This is a genomic window from Bradyrhizobium sp. NAS80.1, assembly GCF_001908205.1.
In the GTDB taxonomy this organism is placed as follows: Bacteria; Pseudomonadota; Alphaproteobacteria; order Rhizobiales; family Xanthobacteraceae; genus Bradyrhizobium.
The window spans coordinates 1-21,329 of sequence record NZ_LGHL01000113.1 but is presented as its reverse complement, the minus strand read 5'-3'; the positions used below and the strand labels follow the sequence as shown (position 1 = coordinate 21,329).

Sequence of the window (21,329 nt, the reverse complement as noted above, 5' to 3'; positions counted from 1 at the left end):
TATGCGAGTCCTCCTCCGTTGCTACCAGAATAGTTGCTCAACGAGCTTGCCCGCCTGCGTCCGAATTGACGGTCGAATTTGACGTGGATCAATACGCTAGCTGCGGTTATTATGCCGCCGATGTGATGGGCTATCAGCTCATGACCACGGAAGACCCGAAAGCAGAGATCGAGGTGTCTCGATCGGGCACGCCAGCGCCAATGGCGAACGCTCGGCGGTGGACGTTGAGGAGGATCAGCGGCCCCGTAGCCGGTCTCGCTGCCGTGGGCACTGTACTGGCCGGGCTGACCGGTTATTGGACGACCTATCGCACAGTCACAGGGGAACTGTTCGCACCCGTGAAGCCAGGGCCGACAGCGCCGGCCGAGGCCGCGCGTTTCTCCATCGTGGTGCTGCCTTTCGCCAATCTCTCGGGCGATCCGAGCCAGGATTATTTCGCCGACGCCATTACCGAGAATCTCACCACCGGCATGTCGCGCATTCCCAAATTTCCCGTGATCGCGCGCAACACCGCCTTCACCTACAAGGGCAAGAATATCGACGTCCGGCAGATCGGCAAGGACCTCGGCGTTCGATACGTGCTCGAAGGCTCGGTGCAGCGAGACCAAAACCGGGCGCGGGTCAATGCCCAGCTGATCGATGCCCATAGCGGCGCGCATCTCTGGGCGGATCAGTTTGATACCACTCGGGCCGATCCGCTGCAGATGCAGGACGAAATCGTCGCGCGGATCAACTCAACCCTACGCTATGAGTTGACAAAGGCTGAGGCACAAAAGAGCGCAATTGCCACCAACCCCGACGCCCTAGATTTGGCCACGGAGTGCGTCGTCTCAGTTCTGGATAAAGCCGGACTATTCGGTAAGGAAGCAACGGTCTGCGAGCGGGCGCTCGACGCCGATCCCAACAACGTCACTGCGCTGTCCATGTCATCCATCGGGTACACTTTGGCGATCCTGCTCGGCCGCAGTAACGATCCCCGGGTCGACCTAAAGCGGGCTGACGAACTGGCGTCGCGCGCGATCGCCGTCGATGCGAACAACCCGTCGGGCCATCTGGCTAAAGGCAATGTACTCGTGGTCGTGAGACGATTCGACGATGCGATTGCTGAATTCGAACGTGCGCTCGCCCTCGACCCTAACGTTGCAGAGGCGTATGGGGCTTTAGGCCATTTATACGTTGACATCGGACAATATGAAAAGGCCATCGAATTCTTCGACAAGGCGATAGGGCTCAGTCCGCAAAATCAACAATTGGCAGTTTGGTATATGGGCAAAGGTCACGCTTATTTCGGGCTGCAGCAGTACGATCAGGCGATCGAATGGGCCCGCCGGTCGATCGCGATCAATCCAAGTTTTGGATCAGCGTTCGGCACCCTCGCCGCGGCGCTTGCATTGACCGGCCATGATGCGGAGGCCCGTGACGCTGAACAGCGTCGCGCTGCGCTGTCTAAGGTCAAGAATGTCGCGGCGCTCAAGGCGTTGGTACCTCCCTCTGCCGATCAACGCGTTCGTGCAAGTTTTGACCGGGCTATCGAGGGACTGCGCAAGGCCGGGATGCCGGAAGAATGAACGCGCAGCGATTTTTCCCTTGACGTAACGAGGCGATGCCAGACTTCCGGTTTGGGGTCGCTTACCGACATCGAACACGCGGCGACCAAGGTACGCTTTGGGCGCCGGAGGCTCGCCAGCGAGGGGACACGCCGAACACATTCTAAAAGATACCACACTTGTTGCGACGCGGCAGCGCGTTGAATCCAGGGCCCGACTCACCTCCAAGAGCAAGCGTGTCGGCAAGCATCGCGCTTGGTCAGTTTCTGCCCGGGGTCTCCGGATTGAGTGTGCTGAGTGCGCCAAGCGCTAGCATGTTTGAAACTTTTCCGGCCCGCCATGGTGTGGCATGATGGCTCAAACGAGAGCCGGAAAAGGCTGGCAGAGGGAGGATCCAAGATGGATGAGCGTATCTCGCTGTCTCGGCGCAAGCTCCTGCACGCGCTGACTGGAACGGGCGTCATCGCCGCGGCCGATTTGGCCTGGTGGGATGCTCCGTTCATTGCCCCGCGCAAGGCTTGGGGCGCCGAGCCGGTCCGCTTTCAATGGAGCGTTCCCGAGCCGACGCGCATTGCGCTGATGAACTCGCTGGTCGAGCGCTTCAATCAGTCGCAAAAGGATTTTGCGGTGCAGATCGAGTACGTGCCGCAGGCACAAGCACGTCAAAAGCTCATTAGCGCGATCACTGGCGGAAGCCCGCCAGATCTCTGCCAGGTCTGGGATAACTGGGTCGGCCAGTTCAACGGCATGGGCGCAGTCGAAGACATCACCGCGCGCGCGAAGTCCTGGAAGCACTACGCGGATGTCGCGCCGACAGCTTGGCAAACCGTGACCATTAACAACCAGATCATCTCGCTTCCACTCGCCGTGACGCTCGATGGAATTTACTACCGCACGGATCGTCTCAAAGAACTAGGTTTGAAAGAACCGACGCCGGACTGGACTTGGGACGAATTCCTTGTCGTCGCAAAAGCCTTCACCAGGGCGGACAAGAACCAGTACGGATACGGGATGCGCGGCAGCGGATCTTGGGCGCTGCTTTATCCGAGCGAATTCGCCTATGCCAACGGCGCCGAAGTGCTCAAGGACGGCAAGGTGGCGATCAATTCCAAGGAAGCCATCGACGCATTCGCCTGGTATCTCGATCTCGCGCTGAGGCACAAGGTCACGCCGCCGAGTGCCGCGACCGACGGCTTCGTCGAAATCGTCGAAGCATTCGGGCGCGGCGTCACCAGCATGTACCAGCACAATTCGGGCTCGAGCGGCCAACAGAAGAAGAACGTTGGCGTCGACAAATTCGCCACGCTGCCGTTGCCGATCGGCCCAGCGAACAAGCGCGCTTCGTTCTGGTTCTCCGAGACGCTCACCATGTTCAAGGGCGCGAAGAACAAGGAAGGCGCCTGGCAGTTCATGACCTTCATGCTCGACGAGGAACCTAGCCTTAAATACAACACGGCCCTCGGCCTGTTGCCTGCGCGCAAGTCGATCCTCGACAGGCCCGAATTTTCCAGAGACCCGGCGCTCGCCGGATTCGTGCAGTCCTTCCCGATCGGCATCGTCAGTCCTTACCTTGCCTATCCGGGCTGGGGCGGCAAGATCGACTCGGACGGCGTGCCACTAATTCAGCAGGCGATGCTTGGAAAGATCTCAGCAAGAGAGTGCCTCGACCGCTTCGCCGACATCCTGAAGAAGGAGATGATGTAAGCGTCGGGAACGATCATGACCATGCTCACCCTCGCAAAACCCCGCACCCGTCCGCTGATCGGCTGGCGGGTGCGCAAGCTATTGATCGGCTATTCATACCTTGTTCCGGCCGCGCTGTGCATGCTTGCGACCGTCGTCGTGCCAATCATGCTCGCGATCAAGATGAGCCTGTACGCCGACATCCTGTACAAGCCTCAGGACTACCGCTTCATCGGGCTCGGCAACTACGTCCGCCTTGTTGAGGACCCGGTGTTCTGGCTGACGCTGAGGAATTCAGTTGTCTGGGTATTCGGCTCGGTCTCCCTGCAATTCGTGTTCGGATTTGCCGGTGCACTCCTGTTGCAGCAGGCCTTCACTGGACGCGCTCTGGTGCGCACTCTCACCTTGCTGCCCTGGATCATTCCGGGAGTCGTTGTGGGGCTGATCTGGGAGTGGCTCTATCAACCGAATTACGGCGTCATCAATGACATCTTGATCCGGGTCGGCCTGATGCAGGAGCGCGTCGCCTGGCTCTCGTCGCCGGATCTTGCGATGGCAGCGGTTGTCTTCACCAATGTGTGGCGCGGGATCCCCTTCTTCGTCATCATGCTGCTGGCTGGGCTCCAGGCGGTTCCGGACGAGCTTTACGAGGCGGCCCATGTCGATGGTGCGGGCGTGTTCGCCCGTTTCTGGCACATCACCTTGCCGCTGTTACGGCCCATCATCGTCGTCGCGACGGCCACGCGCATCATCTGGACGTTCAATTATGCCGACCTGATCTTTGTCATGACCGGCGGCGGCCCGGCTAACGCCACGCAGATCACCTCGACCTACACGCTGCTACAGGCCTATTCGAGCCTCGACTTCGGTTACGCCGGCGCGCTCTCGGTCGTCCTGCTGCTCGTGATGCTGGCGTTCACGTGGCTTTACCTGCGCACGACCAAAGGCCTCGAGGATACGGAATGACGCGTCGCGCTGCCCCGAAAGACCTTGCCGAGCGATTGTTGAGCGGTCCGATGGTCTGGATCGGTCTTGCGCTACTAACCGCCTTTGCCCTCGGGCCGTTCATCTGGATGTTCCTCACATCCCTCAAGGATCGGCAGGAGCTTTACGCGACACCGCTGCAGTATCTGCCGGTCCATCCCACCTTCGAGAATTATATCGATGCCTGGACCTCGCCGGTCACCCCGTTCAGCCGCTTCTTTCTCAATAGCCTGTGGGTGTGCTCGGTCACAATGGTCGCGACCACCATGGTATCGGTGCTGGCCGGCTACGCGATTGCCCGCTTTCGCTTCGCAGGACGAGATGCGCTGCTGCTCATCTTTCTAGCCACGCAGATGTTTCCGAGCGTTCTCTTGATCGCGCCGTTACTCACTCAATGGCGCGCGCTCGGCCTGATCGACACCTATCAGGCGCTGATCTATTCGAATTTTTCATTCACCGTGCCGTTCACGGTCTGGATGATGGTCGGCTATTTCAGCTCCATACCACGCGACCTCGAAGAGAGCGCGATGATCGACGGCTGCAACCATTTCGGTGCGCTTTGCCGCATCGTGCTGCCGCTCGCGGCTCCTGGCATCGCCGCCACTGCCATTTTCGCTTTCGTCGTATCCTGGAGCGAGCTCTTGTTCGCGATATCGTTCACGACCGAGACCAGCATGCGCACGCTCTCAGCCGGGTTGCTCTATATGGTCGGCCAGTATGAGGTGCAATGGGGTCAGCTCTCGGCCGGCGTCATTCTGAGCACCGTCCCCGTGGCAGTGCTGTTCAGCTTCTTGCAGCGACACTTGATACATGGGCTGACCGCGGGCGCGGTGAAGGGTTAAATTTTTCAATCGACGCTGTGTCGCAAGCTAGCGTCACGCCCGCTAACCGAAGCGGCCTGGCAGCGAAGGTCTCTGACTAGCACGCCAGCAGCCACTGGCTTGAGCTGGGCCTGTAGGAGAGGTCTGCAACGGGGTCAAAAGCGGCGGTCTGGGCAGTAGCCGAAAAATACTCGGTCATAGCGATCCCTCCGCTTGCAGCTTTTGCGTGGACGTTTGTCCACACTGATCGAGCCCGCGCCGTGCCACTGCCGCCGTGGCAAGCCAGAGCTTGAAACAAAAAGTGAAAAGAATAGCGCGGATGTTCCGCAAAGCTGACTTGATCTCTCCCTTCGCTAGCTCCGCCGGCGCATCTCATCGATGAGTAAGCAGCCATGACCGATCAGCAATTGGCCCTGCAAGCGATTAGCGAAGCGCAACTCTTATTAGAAGAATACCTTCAGCCCTATCCCAAGGACAATGCGCTTGTCCTTGAAAAGTTGGTGGAAGTTCTCGAGCGCCCCGCCTTGATCGTTGCTGTAGGTCGATTGCAGCAACAAAGCAATTGAGCGCGCTCATGGGCAAGCCGCTTCGATCGTTCACTTTCGCCGTTTGCACCGCCGCGCTCTCGTCGCTCGAAATGGCAAGCGGGCACGCTAAACAACGATGCGCCGCGGCAATGCCGGCAAATCCGCAAGGGCAGTGGTGGTCCTATCGTCTCATCGACGGACGAAAATGCTGGTACGCGGGCAAGCCCATGCTTTCGAAATCACTGCTGGAGTGGCCTACAGAGGCGCCTCCCGAACCCGGTTCTCGCGAAGCAGCCACAGGTGTTGTCATCGCCGGCAAGCCCGGCATTGCATTAGATGCACAAGCGTTGGCGCTGAAAGAATTTGACACTTTTGAACAGCTATGGCGTGCCAGGATCTCCAGTCCACAAGGCGCGCGATTGATCGATACTCGTAACTAAGCGATCCCTCATCACGCTCGTCGTCGGCAACGACTTTCGACCGTCTGTTCGCGGCGTACGCTTGGTTACGTCACGCAATCACGCACCGCGAGCTTGTCTAAAACAACGCCCCTCCGCAACTCGTGCGCGGCAGCCGTCAGATGTGAGCCTACGATCAGCCCGCGCCGCTTTAATGTCAGGAGAGCAATGGGGTCACACAGCTCGATAGAAAGCCCGGCTCCCAGTATTCCAATGGCGCGTTGCTCATCCGCGTCGAGATCGGCCCATGAGATGCCTTCCATCGCCCGCCTCAAAGTTGGTATCTCAAAATCCAAACGCGTGCCTGATCTGCCGCAGCATAGCCATGGCCGCGTCGGTATACCGACCGTCGGTTAGGTATAGATCCAGCTGCGCTGTGCTGATCAGCGCCACAACTGCCACTGTGAAGCCCTTCAACATTCGGCCTCTCCTGAAAGAGACTGCCAACCGGGCGTGTCGAAATATTAAGCCGTTCTCAGAATGCGCTGCCGCTTATGGCGACCTAGTATGTAAATGGTGACAGTGACTAGTAACCAGTTCCTTAACGGGCGCGAAGTCTGGAAGCGCGTGCGGTGGGATGGGGCGAAGGCTCTGGAGACCGCTACCGGATGCCCCACCTAAAATCGTGACGCGCGGGACCGGGAAGGAAGAGAAATAGAGCGGCAGCGTGATCGTCCGCTCGGCCCCAAGAAACGGACCAAGCGCAGATAGCTCAGTAAGTAGGCGATGGGATCGTTCGAGGCCTCACTCAACCGAATTTTGCAACAAAATCGGCCAGAAGCGAAAATCCTGGCCCGCCTCAGTTCAGCTGGTAGCTTAAGCCGACGCGCAAGACATCGCTGGTCAGGCGGCCCTCGCTGAAGCTCGATGCGCCCGTGCTCAAGGCAAAGATCTGATCGTGCGTCGTGCCGAAGTCGTAGTGCAGGTATTCGATGCGGCCGAGCCAGTTGCTCTGACCGATCCGCGTCTCGGCGCCAAGCCCTGCGGCCCAGCCCCACCGCCAACCCACCCGCGACGTCGTGGCGGTGGTGACGGTGCCGCCGCTCGCGAATTGTCGGATGGTTTCCTGCGTGACCTGTGCCCAGGCGAGGCCGCCCGTGCCATAGACGAGGAGGTTCGGCAACGACAGCCAGCCGAGGCGCGCGCGGGCCGAGCCGAGGAGATTGAACGTGTCACCGGTGGTCTCCGAATTGAACTGTCCGGGGAACACCTCCAGCGCAGGGCTTGTGCCGGAGCCCTTGATGCCGGTAGCGGAGATGTCGATTTCCATGCCGGCAAGCCAGCGGCCGGTCTGCCAGTTGGCGCCGGCCTGGCCGCCGGCGAGCCAGCCCGCGGAATGGACGTCGGGCCGCAGAAGCTGCAGGGCGCCCGTCTGGCTGAAGGGATCGTTGCCGACGCCACCGCCGCCATGCAGGCCGAGATAGAAGCCGTTCCAACTCGTCGGGACCGGACGCGCCTCGTCGATGCGCGCCGCCGGTGCGCCGTCCGGACTGCCGAACATATAGTTTGCTCCGGCGCGCACGACGTCGACGGTCAGGTGGCCGCTCGTTAGGCCCGGGGCGAACGTGGTCACGCCACCGGTCGTCGAACTGAAAGACGTGCTGATATTCGAGCCGAAATCATAATGCAGATATTCGAGGCGCGCGATCCAGTTCGTGGCTCCGATCCGCTGCTCGGCGCCAAGACCCGCAACCCAGCCGAACCGCCAAAGCGGCATTGTAGAATTGAAGATCGAGACGGTCGTGGTACCCGGCGAGGTCACGTGGTCGACATTGGCCTGGGTGCTATCGACTTCGGTCCAGGCCAGGCCGCCGGTGCCGTAGAGAAGCGTCGTCGGCGAAACGAGATAGCCGAGCCGCGCCCGGGCCGATCCGAGCATTTCGACCTTGTCGCCCCACGTGATGCTTGTGATGTCCGTGAAGGGCGGGAGCACCAAGGCGCCGGTCGCGCTGGTCTGGCCGCGGATGCCGGTCCTCGATAGGTCGATCTCCAGGCCGCCAAGCAGCGCTCCCCTCTGCCAGTTGGCGCCGGCCGGGAAGCCACCGAGGCCGCCCCTGCCGTCGATGTTCTGAAGCAGGCCGCTGCTCCCGGGGCTCCCGACCAACTCGCTGAAGGGGTCGTGCGCCCAGCCATAGCCGGCATGCGCACCGGTCCAGCTCCACAGCGATGTCCGGGCAGCGGCCTTGACCGGCAATGGCGAGGCCCAGGCTGAGGGGCCGGAGTCGACCGGGGCGGATGCGCCGCCAAACTTGTAGCTCACGCCGGCGCGGACGAGGTCAAGCGTGATTGGACCGGACGCGCCAGCCTGGTTGAACGGGACGCCGTTGGTGATGTCGGTCGACGTGTTGGAGTAGGCGCCGACGAAGTCGTAGTGCAGGTATTCGAGGCGCGCGAGCCAGTTGCTGTTTGCAAGGCGCATTTCCGCCCCGGCGCCCGCCACCCAGCCGAACCGCTAGGACGAATCCTCCCAGTGGGTGATCTGTCCTCCACCTCGGAAGAACACCGAATTATCGTCCGCACTCTGCCTGACGGAGCTCCATGCAAGGCCGCCGGTGGCATAGAGCAGCAAATCGGGCCGCGGCAGATAGCCGAGGCGCACGCGGCCCGAGCCGAGCATGTCGAGCTTGTCGATGATCGAGAGGGTCTCCGTACCAGGAGCCTGCCCCACGGCCAGGCCCGTGCCGCTAGCCGTCGACGAGCCACGGATCCCGGTGGAGACGTCGAGCTCGAGACCGGAGAGCCAGCGGCCGTTCTGCCTGTTGAACCCCGCGTAAAAGCCGCCAAGCGCCCCCCGCGAATTGATGTCACCGAAGGTCGGGCTGTCGCTTTGTCCGGAAAACAGTTGGCGCTGCAGCGGATCGTGCGCCCACGCATAGCCCGCGTTGGCGCCGAGGTAGAAGCCATCCCAGGTCCATTCCGGCAGTACCGGTGCCTTGACCGGTGGCAACTGATCCGCCGCCAGCACTGACGCGCTTCCGGCCGAACTCAACGCCGCAACTGCGAACGCAAACAGAAAATGCTTTTGCACACGAGCCCCCAACCCAGCGCGGTCATGATACTGAAGTTGTCGCCGGCGGCTGTTGCGCAAGCGCCACATGTGGAAATAAAGGGAAAAAGTGGAAACGAGTATCATTCGCTCGTCAGCCGCGTCCACCGTTTCGCGTGCCCAGCGTTCGCGTCAGCTTCGCGAAACCTGTCATCGGGCTCGTGCTTCATCATGTCCGCTTCGCTCAGCGGAGCAAATGACGCGAAGGGTCAAAAGCAGTCGTCGATCAAGACCGACTCAATGTCCGCTATGGGCGGCCATAAGCGGCTGTGAGCAATCGCAGCAAAGAGGGTTCTCTAGTCGATCACGCGGTCGGCGCGTGCGAGCAGCGTCGGCGATATCTGGAGGCCGAGCGCTTTGGCCGCCGTTAAATTGATGATCAACTCGAAGTCCGTTGCGTACTCGACCGGAACGTCAGCCGGCGTTGCCCCTTTCAGTATCCTGTCTACTAGCGCCGCGGATTGCCGAAACATGCGCGGAAGATTTGGCCCGTAAGACATCAGACCTCCATCGGTAACGAACCGCACGTGCCAATACATGCCGGGTAGTCGGTTTTTTGCGGCAAGCCCCGCTATCGTGCTGCTGTGGATGGCGGTCAATACGCCAGAGAAGACAAGCAATGCGGTAGCTCGTTCACGAGTCATCTCCTCAAAAGCGGGTTCGATTTCGTTGGCATTCCCTATTCTCACTGTCTTGAGTGTCACGCCGAGAGAGCGTGCAACCTCCTCTGTCTCTTGCATTTGTTTGGCGTGCGTTGGCCCGGTGGCGCTTGAGAGAACGGCGACCGGTGACTTAACGCCGACGGCCTCTATAAGAAGCTCGAGGCGTTTGGCGCTTAGGCCAGGAACGACCTCATCGATACCGGTAATCGTTCCGCCTGGACGCTCCATGCTCGCCGCGAGGCCGTTGCCTACAAAGTCGCCGGCAGCCGCCACTACGATCGGTATGTTAGCTGCTGCATTCATCGTGGCCAGTGCAAAGGGTATGCTGGCGGTAACGATGACATTGACTTTGGCGGCGATGAGCTCACCGACGAGTATCGGGAGTCGCTCCGCATTGCCGTCGGCGTACCTTTGCTCGATCTCGAGATTCCTGTCCTCTTCATAGCCAAGGTCCCGCAATCCCCTTCGGAGCGCGTCAAGATAGATCGCTGCAGTGGTCTTCGTACCGATCCATAAAACGCCTATGCGCGGGACTCTTAGTATTTCCTGAGCACTCCCGCCCACGGAGAACGACACCGACGCACCGCCAACAAGCGCAATGGACTCCCGCCGTCTCATTCGGTCACCTCATACAAGGTCGGGGGGGGCGACGAGGATATCAGTTCTTGTCGCCGCAGGCACTGCCGACGCAACACGTATACGAGGCCCAAGACGGCTTCGGGTCATAAACCGCGGGTGACAGCCAGGCCGGGCGACTTCCGGTTTGTGCTCGGAAGCCGGCGTCTCTGAGCACGAGGTTCGATCCGCGGTCCGGGCGCGAATGCCAACTGGGCCGGGGCCGTGTCTACGCGACGAGCTGCCGCGCCGCCGCCGAGATCATCACCAGCCCGCCCGTGATCACCGCGACGTCGAGGATCGCGGTGTGGATGTGCAGCGGCATCCGCTCGACGAAGGCCTTTGCGAGGAACGCGCCGGGAATGGCGATGGCTCCGATCAGAAGCGCAAAGGCGAGCACCTGCGCGGTGACGGCACCGGCGAGGCCGAACACGGAAATCTTGATCAGACCCGTGCCGAGCGAGATCATCGCATCGGTCGCGATCACCGCGGCGCCTTCGAGCCCCGCAGCCATCAGCAGCGAGAGCAGGATCACGCCGGAGCCGGACGTGCCGCCGACCAGCACGCCGTAACCGACCGAACCTGCCGCCAGGCCGGTGTCCCCGATCTTGACCTGGCGGCGGCGGAGCACGCGGCGCAGCGGCACGCTCAGGATCAGCATGGTGCCGATCACGAGTGCCGCGCCGGCGTTGGTAAGGCGCGTGTAGCCGTAGGCGCCGAGCGCGGTCGTCAGCGCCGCGCAGGCGAGCACGATCAGCGCTCGGCGATGGTCGGCATAGCGCAGATAGGCGATCGCGCGGCTGAGATTGGTGAAGATCGCGGAAATCGCGATGATCGGGACCACGGGCTCGGCGCCGACGAGCGGCACCAGCACCAACGGCATCAACGCGCCGGTGCCGTAGCCGGCGAGACCACCGATGATCGAAGCAAACAACGCCATCAACGCGACCAGCAGGAGCTGAAAGATCGAGATGTCGGCGAAGCCTGAGACGATGGTCACGTTTTCTGATCGCGGCTGACGCGTGCCGCAGCTTGATCGGCGATGGAGGCGAGCGTGGCCTCGTCTAGTGGAAAATCCGCCGCGAGCCAAGCGTCCTCGGCGAGCGTCAACACATGTCCGAGCGCGGGGCCTTCCGCCATCCCGCGCGCAATGAAGTCGGCGGCGCGAAGCGGAAATTTCGGCGCCGTCCAGCGCTGCGGCAGTTCGGCGAGCGTGCGCCATCGCGAAGAGCTGACGTCGCCACCGGCCCGCGCCCAGGACAGCAACACACGATCGTGATAGGGCTCCGCGCCAAGGCGATAGAGGAGCCGCCGCGCATGGGCCTCGTCCGTGGCGGCGAAGCGCCACCAGCGGTGCCCCATCGAATCCAGCGCCTTGGCTTCGGCATTGGAGAGCCTCAAGCGCGCGGCGACGCGCTTGGCATCTTCGGTCACGGCAACCGTCAACGCCGCCAGGCGCCGCGTGCTGCTTGCCGGCAGGCCGAGCTCGCGCTCGATCGCGATCATCGTCGCCAGCGGCCCGGTATAGGCAACGCCGCCGATCAGCGCTTGCAGCAATCCGCCCTCGGTCATGGCGAGCGCGGCTGCGGATGCACCGCCGGCTACCAACAGCTTCAGCATTTCCATGCGAACCCGCTCGGCCGACAGGCTCGCAAGGCCCGCGCGTCCCCGGATGCAGGCGAGATAGCCGTCACGGTCGGGCATCCCGGCACCGAAGGCGGCGTGGATGCGGAAGAAGCGCAGGATTCGCAGATAATCCTCGGCGATGCGCTGGTCGGCGTCGCCGATGAAGCGCACGCGCCGCGCGGCGGCATCCGCGATCCCGCCGACATAATCGTAGACGACCCCCGCCGCATCGACCGACAAGCCGTTCATGGTGAAGTCGCGCCGCTCGGCGTCCTTCACCCAATCGCGGCCGAACGCGACCTTGGCCTTGCGGCCGAAGGTCTCGGTGTCCTCACGCAGTGTCGTGACTTCGTAGGGATGGCCGTCGATGACCAGCGTGACCGTGCCGTGGTCGACGCCGGTCGGCACACTCTTGATGCCGGCGCTCTTGGCGCGCCGCATCACCTCCTCCGGCAGCGCCGTGGTCGCGATGTCGATGTCGCCGGGCACGAGATCGAGAAGTGCATTGCGCACGGCGCCGCCGACCACCCGCGCCTCCTCGCCGTCCGTGTTGAGCAATTGCAGGACGCGCGCGGTCCCGCCTGAGGTCAGCCAGGGCGCATCGGCGAGTAACGGCTCTGCGCTCATCGTCCGTCCCCTATTTTTCCACGCCCGGTACGAGCTTGCCGTTCTCGATATGGGCGGGAACGTAGGTCGAATCCGGCGCAGCTCCGGAGAAATGCGCGAACCCGATCAGGCCCGCGATCACCAGAACAAGCGCAGCCAGAACGAGGCGAGCGACGACGTAGATCGGCCAAGAGGTTCGCGCGAACAGGCCGGAACGGCTGGCGGCCAGGAATAGCGCATAGACGGCAAAGGGGATGAGGAAGATTCCGATCTCGGTCAGAACCGGCCGGATCATGATGAATAGATCCGCTCATAAAGCACGCGCAGCATTCCGGCCGTCGCCCCCCCAGATGTAGCGCTCCGCGAACGGCATCGCATAGTAGAACCGCTCCATGCCGCGGAATTCCTTGCTGTGCAACTGGTGGTTGGCCGGGTTCATCAGGAAGGATAGCGGCACCTCGAAGGCATCATCAACCTCGGAGTGGTTGATCGTGAGCTCGAAGCCGGGCCGAACCTTGGCGAGCGTCGGCAGGATGCGAAAGCCGAAGGCGGTGCCGTAGAGATCGAGATAGCCGATCGGCTCGACGAAGTTGCGCAACAGCCCGACTTCCTCCTCGGCCTCGCGCAGCGCCGCATCCAGCGGCGAGGAGTCGGTCGCCTCGATCTTGCCGCCGGGAAAGGCGATCTGGCCGGCATGGTCGTTGAGATGCGCCGAGCGCTGCGTCAGCAGGATGGTCGGCTCGGGACGGTCGACCACCGCGATCAGGACCGCAGCCGGCCGCACAGGCTGCTCGCGCGCGACGATCTCGAGCATCTTGTCGGTGCCGGGATCGCCCGAGGCCGGTATGATGTTCGGATCAAACAGGCCGGGCGGAACGGCGAAGCCAAGCCTCGCCCTGGAGCGGGCGAAGAAATCGGCCGGGCCGACCGCGACGGGATCGCTTTTCACGATAGGCTTGTTCAAAGCGCGGCCCTCACCTGCTCTGCATCGGCCATGGCGAAGAATTCGCCGGCCGACTCGACGCCGAACATCGGCTGGCCATCGACCATCCGCTCCTCACCCATGTCAACCAGATCGTAGTAGAGCGCGCGGGTGACCTTGGCCCAGAGATCGGCCCGGACATGCAGATACGGCGTCAGTCCGCCGTCCTTTGCCTGCTCGAAACGGAGCCGGTGCGCGGCATCGCAGGTGACCCAGTCGTCGACATTGGTGCGGAAGCGCAGCACGCGATGGTTGTCCTCGCCGTCCTTCAGCATCTCGACCGCCATGAAGGGCGCGTCGTCGACACGAATGCCGACCTTCTCCACAGGCGTGACGAGGAAGTGCTTGTCGCCCTCGCGCTTCAGGATGGTCGAGAACAGGCGGACCAAGGCGTGACGGCCGATTGGCGTGCCCATGTAGAACCAAGTACCGTCGGAGGCGATTCGGATGTCGAGATCTCCGCAAAATGGCGGATTCCACAAATGCACCGGAGGCAGCCCTTTCCTGGCGCCTTCGGCATTGGCTGCACTTTTGGCGGCGGCGGTCAGTCCCTCAAGACCTCGATCGGCGCTCTGCCCTTGGTTCGCCATGGTTTGCCCTGACTTTGTCCTTTGGCACGGTTGGTGCAGGTCTACGTTGTAGTCTGGTGTACGGTTCCACCCCGGAAAAGTCCGGTATGGAGGTCGCCACTTCGTGATGCCGTACATAACCCGAAGCCGATAAGGTGGGGATAGTTTAATTCAACGAATACATGGCCTTCGTGCAAGTCTAGCATAGGGCCTATGTGTTGACTTGGCGACGTGATGGCGTGACGACGCAAGCAAGCCGCGTGGCAGGCTGAAGGAGCTAACGGATGGCGGAGAGTGTCGAGAAACTCGAGGACGGGATCGTCCGTTCGGCCGAGCAGGTGTCGAGCCAGGTTCGCGCGGCGAAGGACGCGATCGCGTCCGTCATCTTCGGCCAGGACCGCGTGATCGAGAACACGCTGGTCACCATCCTCTCCGGCGGCCATGCGCTCCTGATCGGTGTGCCGGGCCTCGCCAAGACCAAGCTGGTCGAGACGCTCGGCGTCACGCTCGGCCTGGATGCCAAGCGCATCCAGTTCACGCCCGACCTGATGCCGTCAGACATTCTCGGCGCCGAAGTGCTCGACGAGAGCACCGCGGGCAGGCGTGCCTTCCGCTTCATCGCCGGTCCTGTGTTCGCGCAGCTGCTGATGGCCGACGAGATCAACCGCGCCAGCCCGCGCACGCAGTCGGCTCTGCTCCAGGCGATGCAGGAGCAGCACATCACCGTTGCCGGCGCGCGCCACGATCTGCCAAAGCCGTTCCACGTGCTCGCGACCCAGAACCCGCTGGAGCAGGAAGGCACCTATCCGCTACCCGAAGCGCAGCTCGACCGCTTCCTGATGGAGATTGACGTCGACTATCCCGATCGCGACGCCGAGCGCCGCATTCTGTTCGAGACCACCGGTGCCGAGGAGACGCTGGCCCAGGGATCGATGTCGGCGGATGCTCTGATCACTGCGCAGCGGCTGGTCCGCCGCCTGCCGGTCGGCGATTCCGTGGTTGAGGCAATCCTGTCGCTGGTGCGTTCGGCCCGTCCGGGCCCGGAGAGCGGCGAAGCCGGCAAGTTCATCGCCTGGGGCCCGGGCCCGCGCGCCAGCCAATCCCTGATGCTCGCGGTGCGCGCACGCGCGCTGATCGACGGACGCCTGGCGCCCTCGATCGACGACGTGCTCGACCTCGCCGAACCAGTGCTGAAGCATCGCATGGCGCTGACCTTCCAGGCACGCGCCGAAGGCCGCACGATTCCGGACGTGATCCGGCAGTTGAAGACACGGATCGGTTGATGGCCGTAGAGAACGGGCACGCAGCAAAGGAGACCATTGCGATACGACGTGCCGATGGCGAAAGCCGTACGCTCGCCGCTTCGTTGCCGCGCCTGGTGCTCGAGGCCCGCCGCATCGCCGCCAACGTCATTCACGGTCTGCATGGCCGGCGCCGCGCCGGCTCCGGCGAAAGTTTCTGGCAGTACCGCCGCTTCGTCTCGGGCGAGCCGTCGCAGAACGTCGACTGGCGCCGCTCGGCGCGCGACGACCATCTCTATGTCCGCGAGCAAGAATGGGAGGCCGCGCACACGGTCTGGATCTGGCCCGACCGATCGCCCTCGATGGCCTTCGCTTCGAAAACCGCGCGCGAATCCAAGCTCGAACGTACGCTGATCGTCGCCTTCGCGCTGGCCGAATTGCTGGTGGCGGGCGGCGAACGCGTCGGCGTCCCCGGACTGATGGCGCCGACCGCGAGCCGCAGCGTCATCGACAAAATGGCGCAGGCGATGCTGCATGACGATGCCGAGCGGCAGAGCCTGCCGCCGTCCTTCGTGCCCTCGGCGCTCGCCGAGACGATCGTGCTGTCGGATTTCTGGTCGCCGATCGCGGAGATCACGGCGACGCTCGCGGGCCTGTCCGGCTCCGGCGCGCATGGCACAATGGTGCAGATCGTCGATCCCGCCGAAGAGACGTTTCCCTATTCCGGCCGCGTCGAGTTCGTCGAGCCGGAAGGGTTCGGCGTGATCACCGCCGGCCGCGCCGAAAGCTGGGCGCAGGATTACACGGCGCGGCTCGCGCTGCACCGTGAGCAGATCCGCGCCGAGACCTCCAGGCTCGACTGGCTGTTCACGACCCATTCGACCGACCGCTCCGCCGCGGAGCTGCTGCTGTTCCTGCATGCCGGCATGCAGGTGAGCAAGTCGGGCGCCCGCACCACGACGATCAAGGCGGGGCCGGCAGCATGATGGGATTGCCGCTCGCCTTCACCGAACCCCTGCTGCTGATTGGCCTCGTCAGCCTCCCCGTGCTGTGGTGGCTGCTCCGCGTGATGCCGCCGCGGCCGCGCCGGATCGAATTTCCGCCGACGCGCCTGCTGTTCGACATCGCACCAAGGGAAGAGACGCCCTCGCGGACGCCGTGGTGGCTGACCGCATTGCGCCTGCTCGCCGCGGCGCTGGTGATCTTCGCCGCCGCCGGCCCGATCTGGAATCCGCAGACGGGGCTTGCCGGCAGCAAGGCGCCACTGATGATCATGTTCGACGACGGCTGGAGCGCCGCATCGAACTGGGACGTCAGGATCAGGGCTGCCGACGAGCTGATCGCCAACGCCGAGAACGACCGCCGCGCGATCGCGCTGGTGCCGCTGTCCGAGCCCAACCGCGACATCACCCTGATGCCGGCGGGCGCCGCGCGCGTGGCGCTGCGGCAGCTCGCACCAAAGCCCTATTCGATCGAGCGCGTCGAAACCCTCGCCGCGGTCGACCGTTTCCTGAAAGCGACCGGCGATTGCGAGATCGCCTGGCTGTCGGACGGCGTCGACACCGGCCGCGGCGAGGAATTCGTGCAGGCCCTCGGCAAGACCATCGGCGACCGGAGCCTGACGGTATTCGAAGGCGGCACCTCCTCTCCGCTGGCACTCGTCGCGGCCGAGAACGCCGCCGCAAAGATGACGGTGAAGGTGCTGCGCACCGACAGCGGCATTGCTGTCGGCACCGTGCGCGCGCTGGACCAGAAGGCGTCGCCGATCGGAGAGGCGCGTTTTTCGTTCGGCCCGCAGGACAAGGAAACCGAAGCATCGTTCGATCTGCCGGTCGAGCTGCGCAACGACATCACGCGGCTCGAGATCAGCGGCGAGCGCTCCGCCGGCGCGGTGCAGCTGCTCGACAAGCGCTGGCGCCGCCGCGCCATCGGCATCGTCTCGGGCTCGACCAGCGAGACCGCGCAGCCGCTGCTGGCGCCGACCTTCTATCTCACCCGCGCGCTTGCGCCGTTCGCCGATGTGCGGCTCGCCGACAAGGGGGCGCCGCAGCAGGGCATCACCCAGTTCCTCGACCAGAAGCTGCCGATGATCATCCTTGCCGATGTCGGCACCATCGCGCCCGAGCTGCGCGAGCGTCTCAACGCCTGGATCGACCAGGGCGGCGTGCTGGTGCGGTTCGCCGGCCCCCGCCTGGCACAGGCCGAAGACGATCTCGTGCCGGTCAAGCTTCGCAAGGGCGGCCGCACGCTCGGCGGCAGCCTGACCTGGGAGAAGCCGCAGCATCTCGCCGCCTTCGCCGCCGACGGTCCGTTTGCCGGCGTCGCTGTCCCCAAGGATGTCACCGTGAGCCGGCAGGTCCTGGCCGAGCCCGACGCGGTGCTCGCCACCAAGAGCTGGGCATCGCTGGAAGACGGCACGCCGCTGGTGACCGGCGAGCATCGCGGCAAGGGCCTGGTCAGCCTGTTCCACGTCAGCGCCGACATGCGCTGGTCGGACTTGCCGATGTCGGGCACCTTCGTCGAAATGCTCCGGCGCGTCGTCGACATGTCCGGCTACACCGCCAAGCCCGGCGCCGGGGTTGCCGGTGAGGCGACCGCCGAGACGGTGGCGCCGCTGCACATCCTCGACGGCTTCGGCGCCTTTGGCCCGCCGCCGGCCACCGCAAAGCCGCTGCCCGCGGATTATCGCGACCGCGCCACCCCCGATCATCCGCCGGGCTTCTATGGCCCGGCTGAAGGACCGCTTGCCGTGAATACGCTCGCCGCCGCTGACCGCATCGCTGCACTGAACACCGCGAGCCTGCGCGCCCGGCATGCGACCTACACCAATGCCGAACCACGCGATCTGCGCGGCTGGCTGCTGTCGACGGCGCTCGCGCTGTTCTTGGTCGACGCCATCATCGTCGCGCTGCTCGGCGGCGGAATCGCCGCGCTGCTGCGCCGTCGCGCCGCGCCCGCAATGATCGTCCTCGCCGTCGTGCTCGCAGGCCTCGCGCCGCTTTCGCCGACGCCCTCGCGCGCCGACAGCGCCGCGGACGATTTCGCGATGAAGGCGACGTCGCAGACCCGCCTCGCCTATGTCATCACCGGCAATGCAGACGTCGATTCCATCGTCAAGGCCGGCATGAGCGGACTGACGCTGTTCCTGGCGCAGCGCACCGCGCTGGAAGCCGGCGATCCCGTCGGCATCGATCCCGCGCGCGACGAGCTCGCCTTCTTCCCGCTGATCTACTGGCCGATCGTGCCCGGCGCGCCCAAGCCACCGCAGGACGCCATCAACAAGATCGACGCCTACATGAAGCAGGGCGGCACCGTGCTATTCGACACCCGCGACGCGGTCGAAGCGCCGCCCGGCGAGAACGGCGCCTCGCAGACGCCGGGCATGCAGGCCTTGCGCGAAATTCTGTCCTCGCTCGACGTTCCCGAGCTCGAGCCGGTGCCGCGCGAACACGTGCTGACAAAGACCTTCTACCTGCTGCGCGACTTTCCCGGCCGCTTCAACACCGGCCAGACCTGGGTCGAGACCTTGCCGCGTGACGAGGACGACGACAGCGCACAGCGGCCGGCGCGCGGCGGCGATGGCGTCTCCCCGATCATCATCAGCTCGAACGATCTTGCCGGCGCCTGGGCCGTGCGACCCGACGGTCAGTACATGCTGCCGGTGACCAGCGGCGACACCCGCCAGCGCGAGTTCGCCTACCGTGCCGGCGCCAACATCGTGATGTACACGCTGACCGGAAACTACAAGGCCGACCAGGTGCACGCACCGGCCCTGATCGAACGTCTCGGCCAATAGGATCGACATGAATTACGGCATTGCGTTCACGCCGCTTGTTCCCGCGATCGTCCTGTGGGTCGCGCTCGCCGCGATCGTCGTCACCGCGATCGTGCTGCTGGTTGCGCGTTCGCGCGGTGCTGCCGTGCGCGTCGCCGCGCTGGCGCTGTTCCTGCTGGCGCTCGCCAATCCCTCCTTCACCCGCGAGGACCGCGAACCCCTCACCTCGGTCGCCGCCGTCGTCGTCGACAAGAGTCCGAGCCAGAATTTCGGCAATCGCACCCGTGAGGCCGCGCAGGCGCAGGAAGCGCTGGTCGACAGCCTGAAGAAGATCAAGGGGCTCGAGGTCCGCGTCGTCGACGCTGGACAGGCCGATGGCGAAACCGACGGCACAAGACTGTTCGGTGCCCTCGCCTCGGCATTGTCGGATGTGCCGGTCGACCGCGTCGCCGGCGCATTCCTGATCACCGACGGCCGCGTCCACGACATCCCGGCCAACGTCGCAGCGCTGGGCTTCCAGGCGCCGGTGCATGCGCTCATCACCGGGCAGAAGGGCGAGCGCGACCGCCGCATCGCGATCACGGCGGCGCCGCGCTTCGGCATCGTCGGGCAGACCCAGACCATCACCTACCGCCTCGACGACCAGGGCGTCTCCGGCGAGCGCGCCAAGGTCACGATCCGCAGGGACGGCGAGGTCATCAACGAACGCACGCTATCGAGCGGCCAGACCGCAAGCGTCGACGTCGACATCAAGCATGCCGGCCCGAACATCGTCGAGATCGAGGCCTCGCCGCTGGAGAAAGAGCTGACGCCGGTGAACAACCGCGCCGTAGTCGCCATCGACGGCGTGCGCGACAAGCTGCGCGTGCTCCTGGTCTCGGGCGAACCGCATTCCGGCGAGCGCACCTGGCGCAACCTCTTGAAGTCCGACGCCAGCGTCGACCTCGTTCACTTCACCATTCTGCGTCCACCGGAGAAGCAGGACGGCACGCCGATCAACGAACTCTCGCTGATCGCGTTTCCGACCCGCGAGCTGTTCCAGCAGCACATCAACGAATTCCAGTTGATCATCTTCGACCGCTACGCCCGCCAGGGCGTGCTGCCGATCGCCTATTTCGACAACATCGCGCGCTATGTGCGCTCGGGCGGTGCGGTGCTGGTCGCGGCCGGTCCCGACTACGCCTCCAACACCAGCATCTGGCGCACGCCGCTGGATTCGGTGCTGCCGGCAGAACCCGTCGGCGTGACCGAGAAGCCGTTCTATGCGCATCTGTCGGATATCGGCAAACGTCACCCGGTCACACGCGGGCTGGAAGGGTCCGCGAGCGAGCCGCCGCACTGGAGCCGGTTCTTCCGCACCGTCGACACCCGCAATGCCGTCAACCCGCCCGTGATGACGGGCGTGGACGGCAAGCCGCTGCTGTTCCTGTCGCGCTTCGGCGAAGGCCGCGTCGCGCTGCTGCTCTCCGACCACATCTGGCTGTGGGCGCGCGGCTACGAGGGCGGCGGCCCGCATCTCGACCTGCTGCGGAGGATGTCGCACTGGCTGATGAAGCAGCCCGACCTCGATGAGGAAGCGCTGCGCCTGCAGGTGCAAGGCAAGGATCTCGTGGTGGTGCGCCAGACCATGTCGGACAGCGTCCAGCCGGTCAGCGTGACCTCGCCGTCGGGCGTGTCGCATGAGCTGACGCTCAGCCCCGGCGACCCCGGCGAGTGGCGCGCCAGCCTGCCGGCGAACGAGCTCGGCCTGTGGCAGGCCACCGACGGCACGCTGAAGGCGTTGATCAATGTCGGCCCGACCAATCCGAAGGAGTTTTCGGAAGTCACCTCGACAACCGACACCCTGAAGCCGCTGACGCAGGCAACCGGCGGCGATGCCGTGCGCGTGGTCAACGGTTCCAGCGTCGAGCTGCCGCGCATCGTGCCGTCGCGCTCGACCAGCGTCTTCCATGGCGACGGCTGGATGGGCGTCAGGATGCGCGACGCCAGCGTCGTGAAGGGCGTCGGCGTGCTGCCGATCTTCGCCGGCCTGATCGGCCTGCTGCTGCTGCTGGGCGCATTCGCCGCGACCTGGGTCCGCGAAGGCCGCTAGAGCCATTTCCGTTCCGATGGAATCGGAACGGGGCTCTAGATTCTTGTTTTGACGCGTTTTCTTTACGCGAACCGGTATCCACTTCGCTCGAAAAC

At 64.0% G+C, this 21,329-nt stretch carries 19 protein-coding genes and 1 pseudogene; 10 read left to right on the top strand and 10 right to left on the bottom strand.

What is annotated here, in order from left to right; genetic code table 11:
- Positions 1–65 precede the first annotated feature (65 nt).
- The 6 genes from AC629_RS24405 to AC629_RS24385 all read left to right on the top strand — a co-directional run bounded on the left by AC629_RS24405 (position 66) and on the right by AC629_RS24385 (position 6,002).
- Complete coding sequence (locus tag AC629_RS24405) at positions 66–1,568, top strand: tetratricopeptide repeat protein (protein WP_168195578.1); 1,503 nt, start codon at positions 66–68, stop codon at positions 1,566–1,568.
- A 378-nt stretch (positions 1,569–1,946) separates the two neighbouring features.
- The gene (locus tag AC629_RS24400; protein WP_168195577.1) at positions 1,947–3,251 is read left to right on the top strand and encodes an ABC transporter substrate-binding protein; all 1,305 of its coding nucleotides are present in this window, start codon (positions 1,947–1,949) and stop codon (positions 3,249–3,251) included.
- 15 nt (positions 3,252–3,266) lie between these two features.
- On the top strand, positions 3,267–4,196 hold the full coding sequence (locus AC629_RS24395; protein WP_084807495.1) for a carbohydrate ABC transporter permease: 930 nt from the start codon (positions 3,267–3,269) through the stop codon (positions 4,194–4,196).
- Positions 4,193–5,056 carry a carbohydrate ABC transporter permease gene (locus AC629_RS24390; RefSeq protein WP_084807494.1) on the top strand — a complete coding sequence of 288 codons (864 nt, stop codon included), beginning with the start codon at positions 4,193–4,195 and terminating at the stop codon, positions 5,054–5,056. The genes AC629_RS24395 and AC629_RS24390 overlap by 4 nt, the downstream gene beginning before the upstream one ends.
- A 371-nt stretch (positions 5,057–5,427) precedes the next feature.
- Positions 5,428–5,601, top strand: a complete 174-nt coding sequence (locus AC629_RS47070; RefSeq protein WP_168195576.1) for a hypothetical protein — start codon at positions 5,428–5,430, stop codon at positions 5,599–5,601.
- Between the two features lie 8 nt (positions 5,602–5,609).
- Positions 5,610–6,002: a hypothetical protein gene (locus AC629_RS24385; protein WP_245331986.1), complete on the top strand. Its 393-nt coding sequence runs from the start codon at positions 5,610–5,612 to the stop codon at positions 6,000–6,002.
- A 65-nt stretch (positions 6,003–6,067) separates the two neighbouring features.
- Here the strand turns inward: AC629_RS24385 and AC629_RS24380 are convergent, their stop codons facing one another.
- From AC629_RS24380 to AC629_RS24340, 10 genes and pseudogenes are all read right to left on the bottom strand, one after another.
- Positions 6,068–6,283 carry a hypothetical protein gene (locus AC629_RS24380; RefSeq protein ID WP_084807493.1) on the bottom strand — a complete coding sequence of 72 codons (216 nt, stop codon included), beginning with the start codon at positions 6,281–6,283 and terminating at the stop codon, positions 6,068–6,070.
- 22 nt (positions 6,284–6,305) lie between these two features.
- Positions 6,306–6,440, bottom strand: coding sequence for a hypothetical protein (locus AC629_RS49910; RefSeq protein ID WP_283847577.1), 135 nt, complete (start codon positions 6,438–6,440; stop codon positions 6,306–6,308).
- A gap of 379 nt (positions 6,441–6,819) precedes the next feature.
- Positions 6,820–8,439, bottom strand: coding sequence for an outer membrane protein (locus tag AC629_RS24375; protein ID WP_143199403.1), 1,620 nt, complete (start codon positions 8,437–8,439; stop codon positions 6,820–6,822).
- Positions 8,440–8,472: 33 nt separating this feature from the next.
- Complete coding sequence (locus AC629_RS24370; RefSeq protein WP_084807491.1) at positions 8,473–9,048, bottom strand: outer membrane protein; 576 nt, start codon at positions 9,046–9,048, stop codon at positions 8,473–8,475.
- A gap of 314 nt (positions 9,049–9,362) precedes the next feature.
- A complete protein-coding gene (locus AC629_RS24365; protein ID WP_084807490.1) occupies positions 9,363–10,346 on the bottom strand; it encodes an ABC transporter substrate-binding protein in 984 nt (327 codons plus the stop codon).
- Between the two features lie 226 nt (positions 10,347–10,572).
- The gene (locus AC629_RS24360) at positions 10,573–11,343 is read right to left on the bottom strand and encodes a sulfite exporter TauE/SafE family protein (RefSeq protein ID WP_084807489.1); all 771 of its coding nucleotides are present in this window, start codon (positions 11,341–11,343) and stop codon (positions 10,573–10,575) included.
- Positions 11,340–12,596: a CCA tRNA nucleotidyltransferase gene (locus AC629_RS24355; RefSeq protein ID WP_084807488.1), complete on the bottom strand. Its 1,257-nt coding sequence runs from the start codon at positions 12,594–12,596 to the stop codon at positions 11,340–11,342. The genes AC629_RS24360 and AC629_RS24355 overlap by 4 nt, the downstream gene beginning before the upstream one ends.
- 10 nt (positions 12,597–12,606) lie before the next feature.
- On the bottom strand, positions 12,607–12,870 hold the full coding sequence (locus AC629_RS24350; RefSeq protein ID WP_084807487.1) for a DUF6111 family protein: 264 nt from the start codon (positions 12,868–12,870) through the stop codon (positions 12,607–12,609).
- A pseudogene (locus AC629_RS24345) lies at positions 12,867–13,539 on the bottom strand (CoA pyrophosphatase). Before AC629_RS24345 ends, AC629_RS24350 begins: the two are co-directional and overlap by 4 nt.
- Positions 13,536–14,147, bottom strand: coding sequence for a DUF1285 domain-containing protein (locus AC629_RS24340; protein ID WP_084807486.1), 612 nt, complete (start codon positions 14,145–14,147; stop codon positions 13,536–13,538). Before AC629_RS24340 ends, AC629_RS24345 begins: the two are co-directional and overlap by 4 nt.
- Positions 14,148–14,410: 263 nt before the next feature.
- Between AC629_RS24340 and AC629_RS24335 the strand changes: the two genes are divergently transcribed.
- The 4 genes from AC629_RS24335 to AC629_RS24320 are packed head-to-tail and all read left to right on the top strand — an operon-like array spanning position 14,411 to position 21,234.
- Positions 14,411–15,409, top strand: a complete 999-nt coding sequence (locus AC629_RS24335) for an AAA family ATPase (protein ID WP_084807485.1) — start codon at positions 14,411–14,413, stop codon at positions 15,407–15,409.
- Positions 15,409–16,353 (top strand): DUF58 domain-containing protein, encoded by a 945-nt coding sequence (locus AC629_RS24330; protein WP_084807484.1) that lies wholly within the window; start codon positions 15,409–15,411, stop codon positions 16,351–16,353. Before AC629_RS24335 ends, AC629_RS24330 begins: the two co-directional genes overlap by 1 nt.
- A complete protein-coding gene (locus AC629_RS24325; protein WP_084807483.1) occupies positions 16,350–19,163 on the top strand; it encodes a DUF4159 domain-containing protein in 2,814 nt (937 codons plus the stop codon). The genes AC629_RS24330 and AC629_RS24325 overlap by 4 nt, the downstream gene beginning before the upstream one ends.
- Positions 19,164–19,170: 7 nt before the next feature.
- Positions 19,171–21,234: a hypothetical protein gene (locus tag AC629_RS24320; protein ID WP_084807482.1), complete on the top strand. Its 2,064-nt coding sequence runs from the start codon at positions 19,171–19,173 to the stop codon at positions 21,232–21,234.
- Positions 21,235–21,329: the final 95 nt, after the last annotated feature.